The sequence below is a fragment of the Nostoc sp. DedQUE04 genome, from assembly GCF_034530995.1.
Classification (GTDB): Bacteria; Cyanobacteriota; Cyanobacteriia; order Cyanobacteriales; family Nostocaceae; genus Nostoc.
The window spans coordinates 24,324-43,592 of sequence record NZ_JAVRCA010000038.1 but is presented as its reverse complement, the minus strand read 5'-3'; the positions used below and the strand labels follow the sequence as shown (position 1 = coordinate 43,592).

Annotated in this window: 19 protein-coding genes, 1 tRNA gene and 2 pseudogenes; 10 read left to right on the top strand and 12 right to left on the bottom strand. The window is 41.4% G+C overall.

What is annotated here, in order from left to right; genetic code table 11:
• Positions 1-82 precede the first annotated feature (82 nt).
• The 3 genes from RM049_RS23310 (at position 83) to psbM (ending at position 1,020) form a co-directional block, all read left to right on the top strand.
• Entirely contained in the window at positions 83-220 is a 138-nt protein-coding gene (locus RM049_RS23310) for a photosystem II reaction center protein K (RefSeq protein ID WP_006195022.1), read from the top strand.
• 185 nt (positions 221-405) lie between these two features.
• A complete protein-coding gene (locus RM049_RS23305) occupies positions 406-702 on the top strand; it encodes a 2Fe-2S iron-sulfur cluster-binding protein (RefSeq protein WP_322700633.1) in 297 nt (98 codons plus the stop codon).
• Positions 703-903: 201 nt separating this feature from the next.
• Positions 904-1,020 (top strand): photosystem II reaction center protein PsbM, encoded by a 117-nt coding sequence (gene psbM, locus RM049_RS23300; protein WP_084227279.1) that lies wholly within the window; start codon positions 904-906, stop codon positions 1,018-1,020.
• A 176-nt stretch (positions 1,021-1,196) separates the two neighbouring features.
• Here psbM and RM049_RS23295 read toward each other — a convergent pair whose 3' ends face one another.
• Positions 1,197-2,051 (bottom strand): universal stress protein, encoded by an 855-nt coding sequence (locus RM049_RS23295; RefSeq protein ID WP_322670314.1) that lies wholly within the window; start codon positions 2,049-2,051, stop codon positions 1,197-1,199.
• 619 nt (positions 2,052-2,670) lie between these two features.
• Positions 2,671-4,242: an alkaline phosphatase gene (locus tag RM049_RS23290; RefSeq protein ID WP_322705845.1), complete on the bottom strand. Its 1,572-nt coding sequence runs from the start codon at positions 4,240-4,242 to the stop codon at positions 2,671-2,673.
• Positions 4,243-4,487: 245 nt separating this feature from the next.
• Here RM049_RS23290 and RM049_RS23285 point away from each other — a divergent pair, with 245 nt between their 5' ends.
• The 3 genes and pseudogenes from RM049_RS23285 to RM049_RS23280 all read left to right on the top strand — a co-directional run bounded on the left by RM049_RS23285 (position 4,488) and on the right by RM049_RS23280 (position 5,612).
• Positions 4,488-5,009, top strand: a complete 522-nt coding sequence (locus RM049_RS23285) for a hypothetical protein (RefSeq protein ID WP_322705844.1) — start codon at positions 4,488-4,490, stop codon at positions 5,007-5,009.
• A gap of 3 nt (positions 5,010-5,012) precedes the next feature.
• Positions 5,013-5,099, top strand: a pseudogene (locus RM049_RS39360) (hypothetical protein); the annotation flags it as partial.
• Positions 5,100-5,204: 105 nt separating this feature from the next.
• On the top strand, positions 5,205-5,612 hold the full coding sequence (locus RM049_RS23280) for a hypothetical protein (protein WP_322705843.1): 408 nt from the start codon (positions 5,205-5,207) through the stop codon (positions 5,610-5,612).
• A 112-nt stretch (positions 5,613-5,724) separates the two neighbouring features.
• Here the strand turns inward: RM049_RS23280 and RM049_RS23275 are convergent, their stop codons facing one another.
• From RM049_RS23275 to psbZ, 5 genes are all read right to left on the bottom strand, one after another.
• Positions 5,725-6,987, bottom strand: coding sequence for a glutamate-5-semialdehyde dehydrogenase (locus RM049_RS23275; protein ID WP_322670311.1), 1,263 nt, complete (start codon positions 6,985-6,987; stop codon positions 5,725-5,727).
• 4 nt (positions 6,988-6,991) lie between these two features.
• Positions 6,992-7,399: a hypothetical protein gene (locus RM049_RS23270; RefSeq protein ID WP_094348002.1), complete on the bottom strand. Its 408-nt coding sequence runs from the start codon at positions 7,397-7,399 to the stop codon at positions 6,992-6,994.
• Positions 7,400-8,047: 648 nt separating this feature from the next.
• Positions 8,048-8,119 (bottom strand) — tRNA-Gly (locus RM049_RS23265).
• Between the two features lie 169 nt (positions 8,120-8,288).
• Entirely contained in the window at positions 8,289-8,867 is a 579-nt protein-coding gene (ribH, locus tag RM049_RS23260; RefSeq protein WP_322670310.1) for a 6,7-dimethyl-8-ribityllumazine synthase, read from the bottom strand.
• Positions 8,868-9,059: 192 nt separating this feature from the next.
• Positions 9,060-9,248 (bottom strand): photosystem II reaction center protein PsbZ, encoded by a 189-nt coding sequence (gene psbZ, locus RM049_RS23255; RefSeq protein ID WP_322670309.1) that lies wholly within the window; start codon positions 9,246-9,248, stop codon positions 9,060-9,062.
• 157 nt (positions 9,249-9,405) lie between these two features.
• Here psbZ and RM049_RS23250 point away from each other — a divergent pair, with 157 nt between their 5' ends.
• On the top strand, positions 9,406-12,147 hold the full coding sequence (locus RM049_RS23250) for a CBS domain-containing protein (protein WP_322705842.1): 2,742 nt from the start codon (positions 9,406-9,408) through the stop codon (positions 12,145-12,147).
• Between the two features lie 12 nt (positions 12,148-12,159).
• Here the strand turns inward: RM049_RS23250 and RM049_RS23245 are convergent, their stop codons facing one another.
• The 5 genes and pseudogenes from RM049_RS23245 to RM049_RS23225 all read right to left on the bottom strand — a co-directional run bounded on the left by RM049_RS23245 (position 12,160) and on the right by RM049_RS23225 (position 16,594).
• Positions 12,160-12,903 carry a Uma2 family endonuclease gene (locus tag RM049_RS23245; protein WP_322705841.1) on the bottom strand — a complete coding sequence of 248 codons (744 nt, stop codon included), beginning with the start codon at positions 12,901-12,903 and terminating at the stop codon, positions 12,160-12,162.
• Positions 12,904-12,987: 84 nt separating this feature from the next.
• Positions 12,988-13,164, bottom strand: coding sequence for a hypothetical protein (locus RM049_RS23240; protein WP_322670306.1), 177 nt, complete (start codon positions 13,162-13,164; stop codon positions 12,988-12,990).
• Positions 13,165-13,247: 83 nt separating this feature from the next.
• A pseudogene (locus RM049_RS23235) lies at positions 13,248-14,065 on the bottom strand (IS5 family transposase).
• A gap of 223 nt (positions 14,066-14,288) precedes the next feature.
• Positions 14,289-14,627, bottom strand: coding sequence for a DUF433 domain-containing protein (locus RM049_RS23230; RefSeq protein WP_322705840.1), 339 nt, complete (start codon positions 14,625-14,627; stop codon positions 14,289-14,291).
• Positions 14,628-14,845: 218 nt separating this feature from the next.
• On the bottom strand, positions 14,846-16,594 hold the full coding sequence (locus RM049_RS23225) for a serine/threonine-protein kinase (protein WP_322705839.1): 1,749 nt from the start codon (positions 16,592-16,594) through the stop codon (positions 14,846-14,848).
• A 70-nt stretch (positions 16,595-16,664) separates the two neighbouring features.
• On the opposite strand from RM049_RS23225, the gene RM049_RS23220 reads away from it, so the two are divergent.
• The 3 genes from RM049_RS23220 (at position 16,665) to RM049_RS23210 (ending at position 19,197) form a co-directional block, all read left to right on the top strand.
• The gene (locus RM049_RS23220) at positions 16,665-16,907 is read left to right on the top strand and encodes a hypothetical protein (RefSeq protein ID WP_322705838.1); all 243 of its coding nucleotides are present in this window, start codon (positions 16,665-16,667) and stop codon (positions 16,905-16,907) included.
• 242 nt (positions 16,908-17,149) lie between these two features.
• A complete protein-coding gene (gene abc-f / locus RM049_RS23215) occupies positions 17,150-18,763 on the top strand; it encodes a ribosomal protection-like ABC-F family protein (protein ID WP_322705837.1) in 1,614 nt (537 codons plus the stop codon).
• A gap of 107 nt (positions 18,764-18,870) precedes the next feature.
• Complete coding sequence (locus tag RM049_RS23210) at positions 18,871-19,197, top strand: DUF6825 family protein (protein ID WP_322705836.1); 327 nt, start codon at positions 18,871-18,873, stop codon at positions 19,195-19,197.
• The last annotated feature ends 72 nt before the right edge of the window (positions 19,198-19,269 follow it).

Here is a 19,269-nt window from a genome sequence, read left to right as displayed (position 1 = left end):
ATGACAAATGACCAATGACCAAACCATGTTAAGATACTTCTCAATTATGAAAGCTGTGTTGGATAGGTGGATTTAAACAAACATGGAAGCAGCACTTTTATTAGCAAAACTGCCAGAAGCTTACCAAATCTTCGATCCTTTGGTAGACGTTCTCCCAGTTATCCCGGTATTCTTCTTGTTGCTTGCTTTCGTTTGGCAAGCAGCTGTGGGATTTAGATAAGTTAATCTATTGTTCAATTTATAGGACAGGTAGACTACCTGTCCTATTTTTTTGCAGTGTCGTATTTGATAAAATTAATATTTATTAATATTTTGCAATAAATTATTATAATAAATAAGATATTAATCAAGCTATGTCAATATGAAGCCTTGAAAGCCAAGCTTACAGTCAAGGAGGAATCAATTATGGGTAATATCAAATTCGTTAAAGAAAATAAAGAAGTAGTGGCAGCAGATGGCGCTAATCTCCGGCTCAAGGCGATACAAAATGGCATTGATATATATACATTGATTGGTAAAATGACCAATTGCGGTGGTAATGGTCAGTGTAGTACTTGTGTTGTTGAAATAGTCGAAGGACTAGAAAATCTTTCCCCGCGCACAGACGTAGAAAACCGGAAATTCAAGAAAAAGCCAGAAAATTACCGCCTTGCCTGTCAAACTTTAGTGAATGGCTCAGTCAGCGTAGTCACGAAGCCTTAAGTTCTCAAATCTGTCATTATATCCAGTCAGTAGTCAAAATACTTACCAAAATTGAGTTTCCTCTCTACGAGACGCTACGCGGACATTTTGAATACTTCGACAAGCTCAGTACAAGTTTTGAATTTTGAATTGGTATAACTCTGTCATCGATAATGCTATCCTAATGTTGTTGACTGGAAATTTAAGAGAGGCTTTCTTGCCATGCAAGTTAATGACCTGGGGTTCATAGCGAGCATTTTGTTCGTACTAGTCCCCGCCGTGTTTTTACTAATTCTTTACATCCAAACTGCTAGCCGCGAAGGTGGAAAAGATAGTTAAGAGTTTGTGTATAAAATAAATAACCCCTGCGCCAATAGTGTAGGGGTTTTTATTTATCAACTATCCATTTAGTGCTGTTAGCGTAGCCTATGCTGAGTGCCCAATAGTAAAGACAAGAAAAATCTTACTTCTTTACTATTTTATTACAACAATTATTATACTCAGCACTGTTTACTTTAAGAAGCGATTGTCCGCGCCAACAATACCGGACAAGTGGCATTGACTCGAACATAGTCAGACAAGGAAGATCCGATGAGCCGATCTATATCAACAAAACTCTTAGCGATCGATGGCCGACGATCTGGAGAACCGAGCAATAATAAGTCTATATTCAACTCTTCAGCCAACCGACAAATTTCTTCACCAGGTTTGCCACTGCTGATATAAGAACGAGATTGGATGCCTTGTTTTTCAGCTTCTGCAACAGCGGCTGCTAAAACTGGATTTTGAGCTGGGTTAACCTTGGTTATTTCCGATTTTTTACCGCCGAAATCTGTACTAATATTTGCCAAAATTAATTCGCCACCTGGAATATCTCGCAGTAAAAACAATGCCAATTTCAAGCAATTTTTTGCTGAATCAGAGTTATCTATTGCCACCATAATTCGCTTAATTCTTTTAACATAAATGTCATCTTTTACCAGCAACATGGGGCGAGAAGATAACTGGAAAACATACTGACTGACTGAGTTTGATAAAATCGATTGCAGCCGCTTCAGTCCGCGCGAACCCATAATAATCAAGTCAGCATCGATTTCATCAGCGACCTGGCAAACTACATCTTTGGGATCGCCTTCACGTAAAATTGAAGAAACTTGGCTAGGATCTAAGTTCAAGGTTTGAATGGCATTCGCCAGAATTTTACCCCCATTTTCCCATTTAGTTGTCATGGTAGCAGCAGCATTTTGTGCTTGAACAACATGCAAAATTGTAACTTTTGCAGATTGAATTGAAGGGATTTCTTTCAGGGTTTTGAGCATTTCTTCTGCGTGTCCCAATCCCGATACAGCCAGCAAAATTCTTCTGATCATTTTACGTAATTTTTGTGAAGTTTACTTTTGTTTTCGCTGTTGGTACTTGGCTCTGGTCGGATTTTCACCACTTTGCTTGACAACCTAGTTAGGAAGTTGGCACAAATAAACTTTGTTTTTTAGTATTTAACACTCAAATAAATGACAAAGGAGAAAAAACTAAACAAATATTTAACTTTATTTGCACTTAGTACTTCAACTCTAAACTAGGCTTCAACTATTCAGTATACTCTTAATTTAGTCTAATGAACTTAATAAATTATGATGTTAGTTATTATTTTTAATCTATGTTTACTTTTATTAATTATAGATAAGTTAAGTATTGCAAATAAATGCCAAAATAACTCTATAGGAAAATTGATTTAGTATAACCTTTAACAGGCGATCGCTTCCCACTTAATATAGTCTACGCTCCTTTTGAGTTTCCCATATTCTCTAGCTTTTTAAGCCTTTTGCAGTTTTAGTAACTCAGATAAGATTGCTATATCGGAACACCCGCAAAATGTGGGATAACAAGCTCCGAATTCAGATATTCTAATAGTCGAAATTATATTTAATACTATATTGAAACCCCCCAGATTCTATTTGGAGGGTTTGTTTGATTACTTGTGAGATTTGCTTAACTTGGATGTGCCCCTGGTTGTCCGTTTTGGACTATAAACGAAGCTAAGGTTTTGACTGAAGCATTCAAGTCAACGATGCTTGATACAACACGATAGTCGCTTTGCCAGCGTTTTGGAGTCAGGTTGCAGCGGACGTATCCTCGGTAAGCACCATCAAAGAACTTAGTATGGGGATTATTAGTTAGGGCAGCTTGAGATGGAGCGATGAATGAGGTGGGAAAGTCAGAGGTGATTGAAGTTCCTACGAACTCAGTGCCTACAGTCGGCGAGTTTGGGTTATTAAAGTCAAGCTTTAGGTCGTGTACCCAACTAGAATGAATATCTCCAGTAATTACCACTGGATTAGAGGGTTGGCGCTGGTTGAGAAAACTCAAAAGCCGATTACGCGCAGCCACGTAACCGTCCCACTGATCCACATTGAAGACACCAACACCTGGATTACTATTGAAATTGTACTCGGCTAGCATGGTCTGTTGAGCAATCACATTCCAGCGCGATCGCGATTGGTCTAACCCTTTTCGTAGCCACTGTTCTTGCTCTGAGCCGGTCATCGTAGCATTTGTATCAAAAGCTTGGGGACAGCGAGGCTTAAGTCCATCATCACAAGGTTGGTTAGTGCGATACTGCCTAGTGTCTAGCACATTGAACTCAGCTAAATTACCGAAAGTTAATCGCCGATAAAGCAGCGTGTCTGCTCCCTTGGGCAATGAAGACTGACGTAAGGGCATGTGTTCGTAGTAAGCCTGGTAAGCATTAGCTCGCCGTTTTCTAAAAGCCTCTTGGGTTTGGTTGTCTTCAGGGGTTAAGTTGGCGTAGTTGTTGTCAACTTCATGATCGTCCCAAGTGACAATCCAGGGAAAAGCCGCATGAGCAGCTTGCAGATTCGGGTCAGTTTTGTACAAAGCGTGGCGATCGCGATAGTCTTTAAGAGTGATAATTTCTGGACTATTATGCTGGCGGGGCCCACCAGACTGTGGCCCGTATTCGTAGATGTAATCACCCAGATGAACCACAAGGTCGAGATTTTCCTCAGCTAAATGCCGATAAGCTGTATAGTAGCCATTTTGCCAATCTTGACAGGAGACAAAAGCAAAGTTCAGTTGTTGGGTATAGCTATAAAAAGCTGGTGCTGTACGAGTCCGCCCAATAGGACTAACTTCCTTACCTGCTTGAAATTGATACCAATACCAATGGTCAGGGTTTAGCCCACGGACATCAACGTGGACTGAGTGTGCTAACTCTGGTGTTGCTAGTACTGTTCCTCGCCGCACAACCTGTTTCATGTTTTCATCAAGGGCGACTTGCCACCGCACTGGAACATTTACCAGTGGCATTCCGCCTCCAGAGAGTGGATTGGGAGCCAGTCGTGTCCAGATAACAACACCATCCGGCAAAGGATCGCCAGAGGCAACACCAAGACTGAACGGATAGCTAGAAAACCTTGATTTAGCCAATACCGGATACCATTGGCTAGCGATTGTTAACCCTGTTAAGAATCCTGCACCCAACAAAAAATTCCGCCGTTTGCACTGATTTGCTAGCAGGCGTGTACCATCCATAAGTTCCATATTCACCCCTTCCCAGATGTAAATACAGTTGGCATTCAGGAGGGTCAATTGCCAAAAGCACAAATAATGGCTTGATTTGACTTGTTTCCTAATTGCTGCTCAACCAAACACAAGCAACCTACCAAACCAGGATCAAGTAGAAATTAAGATTTTGTTAAGTTTAAAATTGAATTAGGGGATTGGGCATTGAAACTGGGAGAAATTTGTGGCAGATTTAAACCCACCATCAAAATAGTAAAGAATTTATGACAGTTAACGATGCAGTTTTGGGAGGAATTGAAAGAGTTAAGCAATTGCTGGCGCATGGAAAGGTTGAACAAAAAATTGATGCCCTTCTAGATGCTTTTGAGTATGGGGAAGCTGGCTTAGACTTGATTATTGAAGCTTTACAGAACTCAGAGGTTGATGTTCAAGAGGCAGCTTATTGGCTACTTCAGGAAAGTACAGAGCCAAGAGCTAAACTGGCATTACAGCTATACAATCCATATTTATTTTTTGAGTATCTTTTTACTATTGAGAGGTATACAGATGAAGTTCCTGGGATTGATCGTATTTTTATTAATAATGTAGATAAAGAAGTCTCAGTAACTGTTGCTGATGATGGAATAGTGAAAATATGGAATATTCAGACACAACAAGTAACTAACACATGGAAGCAGGAAAACCCAACGAAATTTACTCAAGTTATCTTCGCTCCAGATGACCTAATATTAGGACTTTCGCATTCTAATGATTGTGCTGAGGTGTGGGATCTAAAAATAGGGTAGAAAATCTTCACCACCGGTCATCATGCAGAAAACTTTTGGACTGTTTCTTTTAGTCCAGATGGTCAAAAACTTGTAAGTACTGGTGATGCTAATATTTTTGTATTATGGAATATTCATCAAATAGAGGAAAATTCCTCTATTGAGATACCTGAATATCTTCATCGCCGTATTTCCATATACTCAAACTCACAAACCTTGGTCACTTATACCAGTGACACAAACTATAATATTACTCTGGAATTGTGGGATTGGCAGACAGAACAGGTATTTTGCACAATTAATACCCAATCAAGGTTTATTCCTGATGTTGATATCAGCCCAGATAGACGGTTATTAATTAGTAGTAGTCGAGAAAATGGAACTATTAAAGTGTGGAACATTCAGACAGGACATGAACTTTGTCGCCTCATAACTAATTTATCATTCATTGATTGTCATGCAATTAGCTCAGACGGACAGAGACTATTTGTTTGGATTGGAGGCAGTACATTTACAGCTCAGGTATGGGGATACCCCAGCAGTTCTGGTAGGGCGGACACGGACGAGCTACGTGAAAAATGGGACAAAGCGCAAAACTTTGTTAAGATGCTTGCAATAATTTAGATTTTATAATCTTCTACAAGCAAGTATCCGCGTCACCACTCTCGGAATCCACAGTGATTTGAGATAGTTTTACTTCAAAATTCCGAATTATACTTTACAAATTACGAATTATTTAAAATCTGCCATTTCCCTGAACAATGTGCTTAACGGTAGTCAAAGTTTCCAGGCTGATAAATCCCCGGCGATGACCTTTTTGATTAGACATACCGAGAAATACTGAATCTCCCCGCGAAGGGTTGCGGGAAAAACGCGGGGAAGTGTTGATGTAGGTAGAGGCACTGTTAACTCCCAACGCAAACTGCCGACTTTCCTGGTAAGATTCAGTCACGATGGAGTCAGCATGACCACTGCTGTATTCATTAATCCAGGCGATCGCACCCTCTAAGCTATCCACCAGTTTAAAAGCTACTGTCCTCGTTAAATAAGGGTTTCCCCATTCGCCTTCTTTTACCAGCTGCAACTGAGGAAAGGATTGGACTAGTTCTGCATCTCCTTTAATTTCAAAGCCTTTTTCCATCAAGCTGTTCCACAAGACTGCTAAAGATGATGGCAAGGCTTGACGATGAATTAGTACTTTTTCAATGGCGTTGACTTGATCGGGTTCACTTTGATGACTATTAAGAATCATCCAGCGCACCATTTCTAAGCTGCTATTGAGCGACCAATAAAGGTAACAGTTACCCATCGCCGACTTTAAAACTGGGCAAGTTGCCTGTCGGACTACCTGCTGCACTAAGCTAGTACGTCCGTAGGGAATAACTAAATTCACGTACTGGTCTTGGGTGACTAGATCCCGAACAGAAGCCCCATGTTCTGCTGTGATCAGTTCTAGACAGCCAGGAGCTAGGCCAACTTCTGCGATCGCATTTTGCAGTACCTCAGCGATGACCGCGTTGGAATGGCTAGCTTCGGTACTGCCTTTGAGAATTATACAATTACCAGTTTTGATACAAAAACCCGCTGCGATCGCCCCTAAATCGGGAAACGCCTCATAAATAAATCCAATCACTCCCAAAGGCATTAATTGGGTATAACTCTGGGAATCTTCCAGTTGATAATCAGCGGTTCTGACGCGTCGCAGCGGATCTGATAATTCCCCCAACCGTTGTAAAATGTCCACTGTCATCTCTAGCCTTGTGGGAGTCAGCTTCAGCCAGTCCAATATCAATTCAGGCACTGCCATTTCCCGACTAGCCTCTAAATCCAAGGTATTGGCTTCTAGAATGTCGTCAAATGAGCGCTCAATCGCCTTTGCCATTGCCAATACTGCACGACTTCGGTCTGCTCCCTTTGTGAGCGCCAACTTTAGGGAAGCTTGATAGGCTCGTTGGGCACTAGTAATCGGTTCGGGGTGGTCATACAATTCAACAGTCATTGAGTTAACGTCTGTAGGTAAGCCAAACCATTAGTGCTGGTAAGATAGCCAATAGCACCGCCACCATTGCCCAAGCAATAATGCTGGAACCATTTGCCAATCGCAGTGCTAATGGCAGCCATATAATCACTAGCACGAAAATAATCCCCAGCGCTATAGGCAAATAGCTTTCTCCCAAGCGGGGATGGACAACATGCCAACTATTTCCCATCCAACGCCAAGCCCGTTTGTAGGGATAGGTGGTGGAAAGCTGTTCTAGGACATGACCATTATCTTCTACAACAAAGATTTGCTGACAGCGATCGCAACCAAATGCTTCTGTCAGCGTAATCGGAATTAACTGACCCCGGCGACGACAGGGACAGGGGTATTCGGTATTGAAATCGATTTTTTCGGGTTTTTGAGATTGCACAAGCGTTCTAATAACTTGAGCGTGTTTTACACGAACTACGAGAATATAATGCCTTGGTAAACACCTTAAAGGCTTCTGTCTTTATATACATAAAAAGGTGATGCAAATATTGCCCTGATTACCAACAGTAGATGCAGCTAACTTTAAGTATCCTACTAATTGCCACAGTACGGAGTTATCTATTTTTAATCTTTCCCCGTAGTTGGCGATCTTGTTTAAAAATTTCCTTCTCTTCATCTGTCGCTTTCAAGGTAATGTGGTTGCGTTTTTGGGGATTTATTATGCGCATAGGTGGCGACCACTCCTAAAGCCAATCCTTTGGGAAGGCTAGGCTCGTAACAACACGCATTAACAAACCCGCTAATTTCCCTTTGGGTCACTATATATTACAATCAGTTATCAAGGTTAGATCGGGATTGTCTCCAATCTCTATGCCTTGGAGTTCACAGGCGTTTCCAGAGCAGAAACTGCTAAAACATATTTAGTGTCTAACTCTTTGTCCAAATATATAGATTGTGGCTAATTTTAACCGATCTGTCCACATTTGGAGCAGTTTACAAGAGTGCAGAGGTAATCTACGAACACTTCAACGCACCCTAAAAACACTAAACCTCTTGGAATTGTTAAATTCAAGAGGTTTTAGTTGGAAGCGGGTAACGCGATTCGAACGCGCGACATTCACCTTGGCAAGGTGACGCTCTACCACTGAGCTATACCCGCGATCATCACCCAAATACCAATATCTCAGATTTATCTGTAATTGTCAACCCCTTAATTTAGTCATTGGTCATTGGTCATTGGTCATTAGTCATTGGTCATTGGTCATTGGTCATTAGTCATTGGTCATTCGTCATTAATGAATAACAAAGGACAAATGACTAATGACGGACTAGCTGAGTTCTTCTGACTCGACAGTTAAATTGCTAACGCTGGCACTTGGAAAAGAAGGTGGCAGAGACTGGCTACTACGAGAATATGGCTCTGCTAGGTTAGAACGCAGTTGTCGCATCAGGCTAGCCATTTCTAAAGCATTCAGGGCGTAATCCCAGCCATGATTACCTTTTATGCCTGCCCGTTCTAGGGCTTGCTGCATAGTATCTACTGTCAAAATGCCAAAAATTACTGGCACTCCAGTTTGAAAGCTAGCGGCAGCAATGCCTTTAGAAACCTCTGAGGATACGTAATCAAAATGGGGTGTTTGTCCTCGAATCACTGCGCCAAGACAAATTACAGCATCATAACGATGGGAAAGTGCTAATTGGCGAGCTACTAAAGGTACCTCAAAACTTCCCGGAACCCAAACATAGTCCACCTGATTACCTTGGGGATTAGGGTCTACACCGTGGCGTTTTAAACAATCTTGACATCCCTCTAGCAGCTTTCCGGTAACGAGGTCATTGAATCGACCAATCACCACTGCAAACCGCAAAGGCTCCGTTTGGGTAAAAGTTCCCTCGAAAACTGCCATGACTGCCTCTTTATCAACTATACTTCTGGCCAATATACATTTCTTATTTAAATGTAGAGGAGCAGGAAAGCGCGGTCCAAATTAAGTTAGTAGGAAAAAGAAAAAATCCCTTGTTTCCCTTAACCTTTGACCTAGGCTTTTCTGCCCCTCTATTTCTTATATTATGTGCCTGCGCCAGAGCGAAGCCGTCGCCTACACGACAAAAAAGTTTAACAAACCAACTAAAAACACCAAACCAATCCAGACCCCAGAACCAAGCCAGAGCAGTTTTTTAGATTCATTCCAGTTTTGGGGAGTGGCATAAGCAACCGGAACGCCTACAACGAGGACAAAAGACAACACTACTAGACCGATCAAGGCAAATTGGAATATTATGGTCATTTTTGCTTCTCCCAATACAGCGAAATACTAAGGATAGAATATCCTAAAGGGCGACACTGACACTTTCTTATTATTTTTAAGCTAGCAGAAATTGCAACATTTTTGTCATTTGTCCTTTGTCTAAACACCAATGACTAATGACTAATGACTCTTAACTATGGATTTAATTCTTTGCCACACAACAGCAGATTTTGACGCATTAGGAGCAGCAGTAGGGTTGACGCGCCTACTATCGGGAAGCAAGATTGTGCTACCTGGCGGCTCTCATCCTACTGTACGGGATTTTTTAGCATTACATCGGGATGAATATCCACTGATTGAACGCCGTTCGGTGAATCCAGAAAAAATTCGCTCTCTGACCGTGGTGGATACACAGCAACGCGATCGCTTGGGTAAAGCTGCCCAGTGGTTTGATTTACCTACTGTAAGAGAGATTATAGTTTATGACCATCACTTAGGACAAGAATCAGATATTCCCGCCACGCGATCGCATATTGACTCAGTAGGAGCCACCACAACTTTAATCGTCGAGCAATTGCAACAACAAGAAATTTCCTTGACTTCTGCTGAAGCAACTGTGATGGCTTTGGGTATCCACGTTGACACTGGCTCTTTAACATATGACCAGTCCACAGCACGGGATGCTTTAGCTTTGGCTTGGTTGATGCAACAAGGGGCTAGTTTATCAGTAATTTCCACCTACCGTGACCCTGGATTATCTCCGCAATTGCAGCAGCTATTAACTGAATCTCTGGAAAGTTTAGAATATCTCTGTCTACATGGATATACGGTTGCTTGGGTAACTTTGAAAACTGAGGTTTTTGTGCCGGGGCTATCGAGTCTAGCTTCGGAACTTGTGGAATTAACCGAAATTGATGCCCTACTGCTGGCTAATGAGTATCCTTTAGGTGAAGAGGATTCACGGTTAACGGTAATTGGGCGATCGCAAATTCCCAAAACGAATCTTAACCTATTATTTCAACTCTTGGGTGGCGGCGGTCATTCGCAAGCTGCATCCTTAAATCTAAGGGGAGTTAATTCGCAGGCAATATTAAAACAGCTTCTTGACGGGATAAAAGCACAAATTCCCCATCCCCTCACTGCTAGAGATTTGATGTCTTCTCCTGTCCGCACGATTCTGCCTGAAACCACAATTGCCGAAGCCCAGCGCATTTTATTACGCTACGGACACTCTGGTTTATTCGTAGTCGATACTCAAGGGCAACTAGTAGGTATTATTTCACGGCGGGATATTGATATTGCCTTACACCACGGATTTAGTCATGCGCCAGTCAAGGGCTACATGACCAAGAATCTCAAAACGATTACACCAGATACGACATTGCCACAAATTGAGTCGCTGATGGTGACTTATGATATTGGACGCTTACCAGTATTGGAAAATGAGCAGTTAATGGGCATTGTGACGCGTACTGATGTCTTGCGAGAATTACATCAAGAAAGGGATGAAGACGAAGAGGACGAGCAAAAATTCAAAATTCAAAATGACGCTCACAGACTCGCTAACGCTGCGCTAACAAAATCTAAAATTCCTCTCAGGACTGAATTGCAAAATCGCCTCGCTCCCCAACTGTGGCAATTACTCACTACAGCATCGCAAGAGGCAGAAAAACGGGGTTGGCATCTTTATTTAGTGGGCGGTGCGGTGCGGGATTTGCTATTAACAGAAGCAGTAGCGGGCACTTTGATGATTAAAGATATCGATCTTGTAGTTGATGGCTTTCATAAATCAGCAGATGTCGGTGCTGGTGTGGAATTAGCCAAGGCACTCCAACAACTTTACCCTATGGCTCGCTTAGAAATCCACGGGGCTTTTCAAACTGCGGCTTTGCTGTGGCACAAAGACCCAGAATTAGATTCTTTATGGGTAGATATTGCCACCGCTAGAACAGAATTCTATCCTTATCCAGCCGCAAATCCAGAAGTTGAGGCGAGTTCTATTCGTCAAGACTTGTATCGTCGAGATTTTACCATCAATGCGATCGCCTTGCGCCTGACTTCTCCTCGGACTGGTGAATTACTCGATTTTTTTGGTGGATTACTAGATTTACAAGCTAAACAAATTCGGGTTTTACACGCCAACAGCTTTATCGAAGACCCCACCCGCATTTTTCGTGGCGTGCGCTTTGCCGTGCGCTTCGGATTTCAGATAGAATCGCAAACTGAAGAGTTTATCCGCTATGCCATCAACAGTGGTGTTTACGATCGCACTGCTCAAGAGAATAGCAGAACTCCAGCCCTGCAAACTCGACTGAAAACAGAACTAAAACACATCCTAGAAGCCCCCTACTGGAAATCGGCTTTGCAGTTGCTAGATAACTTAGAGGCATTGCAATGCATCCATCCTAGCCTGAAGCTAGATGTGGAAGTCCTACGACAATTACGTTTGCTAGAACGCTGTTTGCGGCGATTTGACCCACAACCAACCCTCATTCATTGGGAAATGCGTTTAGAAACGTTAATCGCCCATCTAACACCAGAATATCGGGCAAAAGTGGCAAAAAATCTGCAATTGCAAGAAGATGGCATTAAACGCTTGCAAAACTTGGTTTGTGCTCAAACTGAAGTAATGGAATCTTTGCCTAAGTGCCAAAGTCCTAGTCAAGTAGTACAGTTATTGCGACAGTATGATTTACCAATGCTGATTTTAATTGCTGTGCAAAGTTTGCGATCGCTTAGACATCAGATTTGGGAATATTTAACTGTTTGGGCTAATGTGCAGCCACTACTGAATGGCAATGATTTAAAGAAACTGGGTTACAAACCAGGGCCTCAATATCGACAAATATTAGATGATATGCTTGCAGCTACCTTGGATGGAGTAATTAAAGATAAGACTGAAGCTAAGGAGTTTTTAGCACAACACTATCCTAAATGAAATAGCTCTGGTCTAAATTGTATCTGGATTGATATTTAACTCCCGCAGTTTTGCTGCTAAACGTTCAGCTTTTTGTTCGGCTTGTTCAGCTTTTTGTTCAGCTTGTTCAGCCTTTTGTTCGGCTTGTTCAGCTTTTTGCTGTACCTGTTCTGCCGTTTCTTCTGGCGTTGGTACTAGTTGTCCATCTCGTGTAAAAAACCGCAATAAACCTTCATAAACTCCTAAGTATAACCCTAGCTGATGACTCCACAAATACCCTTCTTCACTTGCTTGTAGAGGTTGATATTCTCCATCTACTAAATGAAATCCCGCAAATTCTTGTGTGTAAGGGTCGAACCAAAAATAGTCGGGTGTGCGGAAAGTGTCTTGATAAATTGTTTTCTTTAAACCTTTGTCAGTATTAGCTGTTGAGTTAGATAAAATTTCTAGAATTACATTCGGATATTTACCATCTTCTTCCCAGACTACCCAACTTTTGCGGGTTTTACGTTCAGTTCCCAGCACAACAAAAAAGTCTGGCCCCCGGAAGTATTCTGATTTGCGTTGGCGCGGACTGTAGTAGATAGTCAGATTTCCCGCCGCATAGAAATCATTTCTATCTCGCCACAACCATTCCAGACAGGTTAAAAGTAAAATTATTTGCCGTAAATGCAGTTCGCTTTCCAAGGGAGGTTCGTCACTATATAAATCACCAGGGGGAAATATAATATCTTGGCAGATGCCTTCTTGAGAATCTAATTCTTGAGCAATGGTCATAGAATGGATATGGCATCAAGTAGTTATCAATTTACTTTAGCAGTTTTGTAGTTAGCGATCGCCTAGCGTACCGTAGGTAATCGCCTATTTGTAGGGTAAGGGTAAATAAACTATTCTGTCTTGATATTCATCGTCTTCTGATGCCAAAGCAACTATTATGAGTTCTTCTATATTTTCACCAATACTTAAATTTTGATTGAGGATAAAAATTCCTGGTACGTGACGATTAACAGCAATATGTTCAGCTAAATGTACTGGCATAGAAGTTCAGTTGTTTGTCACTAATATAAAATTATTCTCCTCACACCAACACAGAATTTAGAGACCATTTATAAAGTAAATCTTTAGACAACAAGACGACGCAACATAACACGAGTCATAACAGCGTATATGGCAGCTTCACTCATTTCTGGAAGACGTTCATAATCCTTACTAAGACGATGATATTGGTTAAACCATCCAAATGTTCTTTCCACAACAAGCGCGTTTGGGTAAAATCTCAAATTCTTTTCCTGTACGCTGCATTACCTCAACATGAGCTTGAATCATCAACCACACTGCGAGGGCAAACTTATCACCGTTATAGCCGGAATCAACCCACATTACCTCGACTTTTTCCAAGACTTCAGGATGTTCTTCTAGCAGCTCCATCAAAGCATAAGCTGCAAGCACTCAATAGGGGAGCGTTTCCTTCACTTACAACAACTTTGAGCAATAGCCCAAGACTATCAACTATCGTGATTGCGTTTCCTCCCCTTAACTAATTTGCCACCATCAAAGCCGTACACATCCCCCTTTTTTCCGTCGTTTTGACCGACTGGCTATCTGCTGCGATGCCTACGGCGAGCTTCGCTAACGCTGTAGGTTGAGTTGACTTGCCCATTTTTTGACGAACTTGATCGCGCAAAGTATGATTCATTTGCTCCCAAATACCTCGTTTTTGCCATTTGCGATAGTAACTGTAAACAGTTGTACTGGGAGGAAAGTCCCCTGGAAGCATATCCCATTGGCAACCTGTCTTTAGATGGTAGTAGATAGCATTGCATACTTCTCGCATATCCGTTGTTCGCGGATGCCCACCATGTTTAGCTGGTGGAATCAAAGGCGCTAAGATTGCCCATTCTGAGTCGCTAAGGTCTGTAGAATAAAGCTTTCGCTTCATTACTTTCTATGTAGATATACTGCATAAACAGTATCCTATCGTTGCCTTTCTACTTGATAACTCTTCTTTAGATTTACTTTATAAATAGTCTCTTATGGATCGAGTGTACTTTTTGGTGGAGTTCCTGATTCTCCTACCACTTTGATCGCAATATCAGGTTCTCGTAGTCTAATTTGATTTGGATATACAGGATTGACATTTTCATCAATCAGATATTGCAGTGTTATGCTTGCTGTTTAGCTTGTCTTTTAATTCGGAGTTGGCGCAGTTTTTCTGACACTGGCGGGGGATTAAGCCTCTGTTGTTCTCGCATTCTATGACCGTGTTCTATCCAGTTTTTGATGTAAGCACTGACAGTTTCTTTGTTTTGCAGATAATAAAGAATTGTTGCATATACTTGTTCTAAAGATATTGTTTGATAAATTTGGGCAATTTCTTCTGGAGAACGTCCACAATCAATGTATTCATAAAGAATTGTTTCAATACCAATTCTTGAGTCTTTCAGTCTAATGTCTTCAGAAGAGAGAAAGTTGAAATACTCTGCGATATGTTTGGTAGACATAGATTGACCTATATTCATAGTTAGTTATTATATATAGTAATCTTTTTGTTCAAGCGATAAGCTTGACGGCATAGCGATCGCTTACAGCACTACATTAACGCTTTGCAAAAAAAGGCTTCGCATTCTTAAATTAGCCAAAAAAAAAGAGACTGTGGCTTATCTTCCTCACAAACAAGACCAGATCCCCGACTTCTCAAAGAAGTCGGGGATCTATTTCATTACGGTTTGATTAAAGATTCTTCAGACTGGCGATATTTAGCAATTAACCTACGTTTTTTTAGGGGTGAATAAAGCAGCATGGAAAGTGCAGGTAAACTAGTTGCGGTTAGTGCTAACAAAATAAATGGATTTAAAAAACCTGCTATTATTCCAGTTCCTACACTAGCTCCAAATCCTAATATTAGTAATATCAGCACAGTTGTAAATGAGTCTTCAGCCAAATCTATAACCCATTTCACAGCCCAACCCACAGCCCAACCCACAGGCAAAAGCACAGCCCAAACCACAGCCCCAACCACAGCCCAACCCACAGTCCCACCCCCAACCCAACCCGCAATCCCACCCACAGCCCCACCTACAGCCCCACTCACAAAGGCTCCTGACTTTAGTTTGGAATAATCTTTCCCAAACCCATACATAAGTGAGTAAATACCGAAAAGAAGCAGAATCCTCCCCGACTCATTTCCAATCATTTGTAACAACCAACTTGCAAAAGCACTTCCCGCATAAGGAAAGCAAGTCGTAGCCATAGCTACCACCACAGTCATTAAAAACAGCCCAATTAAACTACCAAAGGGTATCTTTCGCTTTTCAATCGGGAAAGCAGCCGTCTGCACCTTCACCGTTAAAGTATGAGTCTGTGGATATGCATTACTGTGCAATATCAGTTGACGTTTATACTGCCTATCCGCCATCAATTTACTCGTATCCACCTGAACTCGACACTGAGTATGATTCCCGATAAACCGAGCAGGTGTCACCGCAATCCAAGCATGATCATCTGGCGTATGCGGTGGGTCATGAGGATGGGGTGCAATTTCCCATCTACCTTGTAGTAAAGTATCTGCTATAGGATTTTCAATAGTAATACTTTGTGTTAGTTTTTCCCCTAATCGGTTCGCTTTGAACTCCAGCACTGTTTCACTGAAATCAACTCCCGCTACACGAATAACATCAAGAGGCTTGAGTGCTTCTAAAGCTGATTGTGCATTAGCGAAACGGTTTTTCTGTAGTGGTTGTACCATCTTTTCCAACCAACCCAGAAACCTTAGACTTAACCGAGGTAAAAGATGGTGAAACTTGATTAAATATGGATCATCTTGATCTTGCAATTGATCTATTTTGGTTGATTTGATTCCTGTCAGTAAGCAAATCAAGGTTACACCCAAACTATACAAGTCTGTAGCGTCTGTTGGTTTAAACATTTGCTCTGGCGGAATAAAGCCAGGAGTACCTCTAAATACACTACTCGCTGCAACTTCCTGGCTACCAACACGAGCAAAACCAAAGTCAATTATATAGACGTTGAGTTGCTGATCTACCAAAATATTTTCCGGTTTAATATCTCGATGAATTATCGGCGGAATCCGATTTTGCAGATATACAAGAATTTCTAAAGCTTTAACTGCAATTTGTTTAATTTCCTCTGGTGCAAAGCTGCGGGTTTCTGCTAAAGATGGGGCATTGATATATTCTTGAACTAGACAAAAGCCATCAGGTCGCTCAAAAGAACTCAGATAGTGGGGAATACCAGAATGATTAAGTTTCTCTAAAAATTGAATTTCTTGTTCGCAAGCTCTAAACCCCGACCAACTAGAACCAGCTTGAGCAAAGCAAAACTGCTTGATTACTACTTGTTCCCCTGTATTAACTTTTGATGCTAGCCAAGTAATCCTTCCTCCTTCCCGATTACGTCCTAATTCTCGCAAAACTTGATAGCCGTGTTCGCTGAAATCTGGATAGCTCATAGTTCAAGGGAAACAAGTAAAATCTGCCAAATTTGCTCTGTATTACGCAAATACACTTAAATTAGCAGGGGTGATTCAATTAATCAACCTTTTTAACAATAGTTATTTCTTCTTGTGGGATGGGCGTCTCGCCCGTCCTGGGGCAGGCAAGATGCCCACCCCACAAGAGTATTTAAGACAGAAAAAAACTGCTGTAAGTCTTTCTAGTAGGGCTGGGGAGTGTGGAAATAGAAAAAGCGATCGCATTCTCACTTTCCGAAATACCTTAGTGCTACACTGTAGTCAATATCAAACCTCATCACAACTCCAATGAGATAGCACAAATGAAGTAGTACCAAACACCTGTTGCACTAAAGCAACAAATGTCAACGAAGAATAAACGCAACTAGTTTGACAGGGTTACTTCACATAGTCATGCACTAAAAATATTGTCATCATTCCTATCTATATAGAACCGTTTGACGATTGTCTGCGGCTGAGTTTTTTTTGTGTCTAATTTACCCGTAAATTTTGGAAATATGCGGGTGGAAGTTTGCGAATTGAGGTTTGAGAATAATGCCGAAAAAATCAATATTGTTAGCTGAGAATTTAGCCTATGACCTCAGCGTAGATAGAACTTTGTTTCAAGGAGTTCATGTGAATATCGACGCGGGCGATCGCATTGCTTTGGTTGGTCGCAACGGGGTAGGAAAATCAACACTTTTCAAGAAACTTGCAGGCCAAATTAACCGATATACAGGTTCAGTTTGCTGTAATGGTATTGTCTATTATTTGCCACAAATCAGCACTATCAGACAAGAAATTACAGCAGATACAGTACTTAATTTTTTGATTTCTATCTCTGATGAATGGTGGAAGATTGAGGATATTTTGCAAACACAATTCCACACCAAAGTTGACTTATCTTTACCAATTGCTAACTTGAGTGGTGGAGAACTTACTAAACTGTTTTTGGCGATCGGTTTAGCTCAAAAGCCAAACTTGTTATTGCTTGATGAGCCAACTAATCACATGGATTTGCAAGCATTAGAAAGCTTAAGACAGTTTCTTTTGAATTTCCCAGGTGCGTATGTAATTGTCTCTCACAAGCCTTTTTTCTTAGACCAAGTAACAGAAGTTACGTGGGAACTTACACCTGTTGGCTTGAAAATATATGGCGGTAATTTCTCGTACTATCGAGAACAGAAAGAAATAGAGTTAGAGGCAGCATTGCGATCGCACGAAGTTGCCAGAAAGGAACTCAAACGTACCCAAATCACAGCGATGCAAGAACAGCAACGCGCAGCCCAATCTAGTCGCAACGGTCGCGCCAAGTTTCTGAATGGTAGTATTGATAGAATGGCAGCAGGACTGATTAAAACCAAAGCTGAGGTGTCTACCGGAACTGCGAAAAAGAAACATGAAGCAGCAGTAGCAAAGGCTAATCAAAAGGTTACACAGACGAAGGTCAAAACTACCAAAGTAACCAGTATTCAGCTAGAAGAAAAAAATCAAAAACGCCGAAATCTAATTAATATCCAGGGTGCAAATCTTAGGATATCAGAGCGTCTATTGATTCAAAATATTCAACTGCATATATCATCTGGCGATCGCATAGCCATTATCGGTGCAAACGGTTCTGGTAAATCGAGTCTGGTAAAGGCAATTTTGGGAATGGAAAACCAAACAGCGGTTTTAGAATCAGGTGAGGTTTTGCTCACACCAGCGATGAAAGCTGTATATCTCGATCAAACCTACGAATTGGTAAATCGCCAATACACAATTCTAGAAAATATGCAAGCTGCCAATCCCGATCTCAGCTATCAGCATTTACGTCAACAACTGGGACACTTTCTCTTTAAATATGATGACGTTCACAAAAGCGCCTCTGTACTGAGTGGAGGTGAATTAGCAAGATTAGCGATCGCTATGATTAGTATCTCAGAAATCGATCTACTGATTCTCGATGAACCAACTAATAACCTAGATATTGAAACTGTTGAACAAATAGTAATAGGTATCAATGATTACCAAGGAGCGCTTTGGGTAATTTCCCACGATATAGATTTTCTCAGCCAGATTAACATTACCCAAGGTTTCAAGTTGAGGGAACAAACTTTGCAAATGACAACTTATTTACCAAGTACACCAGAGCAATATTATCGAGAGTTGCTGGAATACAATCAATAAAGCGATCGCCTTATGTAAATTTCTAGTAAATTTCTACCTCAACAACAGAAGCCGTAAAGCATACAGGCAAGTTATAATTCTCTTGCGGTGCAACGTAACAAAAATTTATGAGTAACCCCCTTGTACAAGCCTTTTTCGTAGGCAGAGCGGTAGCAGAAGTAGTTAATGAGCGTTTAGAGGTCGCCTTGACCGATGCTTTGAGCGATCTGGGCAAATTTGATGCAGAAGCTAGAGAGCAGCTGCGCCAATTTACAGAAGAAGTTTTAGAGCGAGCAAATCGGGCAGCAGAAACAGCTAATGCCAGTCAACCTACCCCAGGTACTGGGGTAGCCAGTTCTGATTCAGGTGACTTGCAAGCAGAGATTGATGAATTACGAGCTGAAATTGCCCTGTTACGAACAGAATTGCAACATTATCGTAGAACTTCTGCATAAATTTTAGTCATTGGTCATTGGTCATTAGTCATTAGGCTAAGAATTATGCACAAATGACAAAGGACAAAGGAC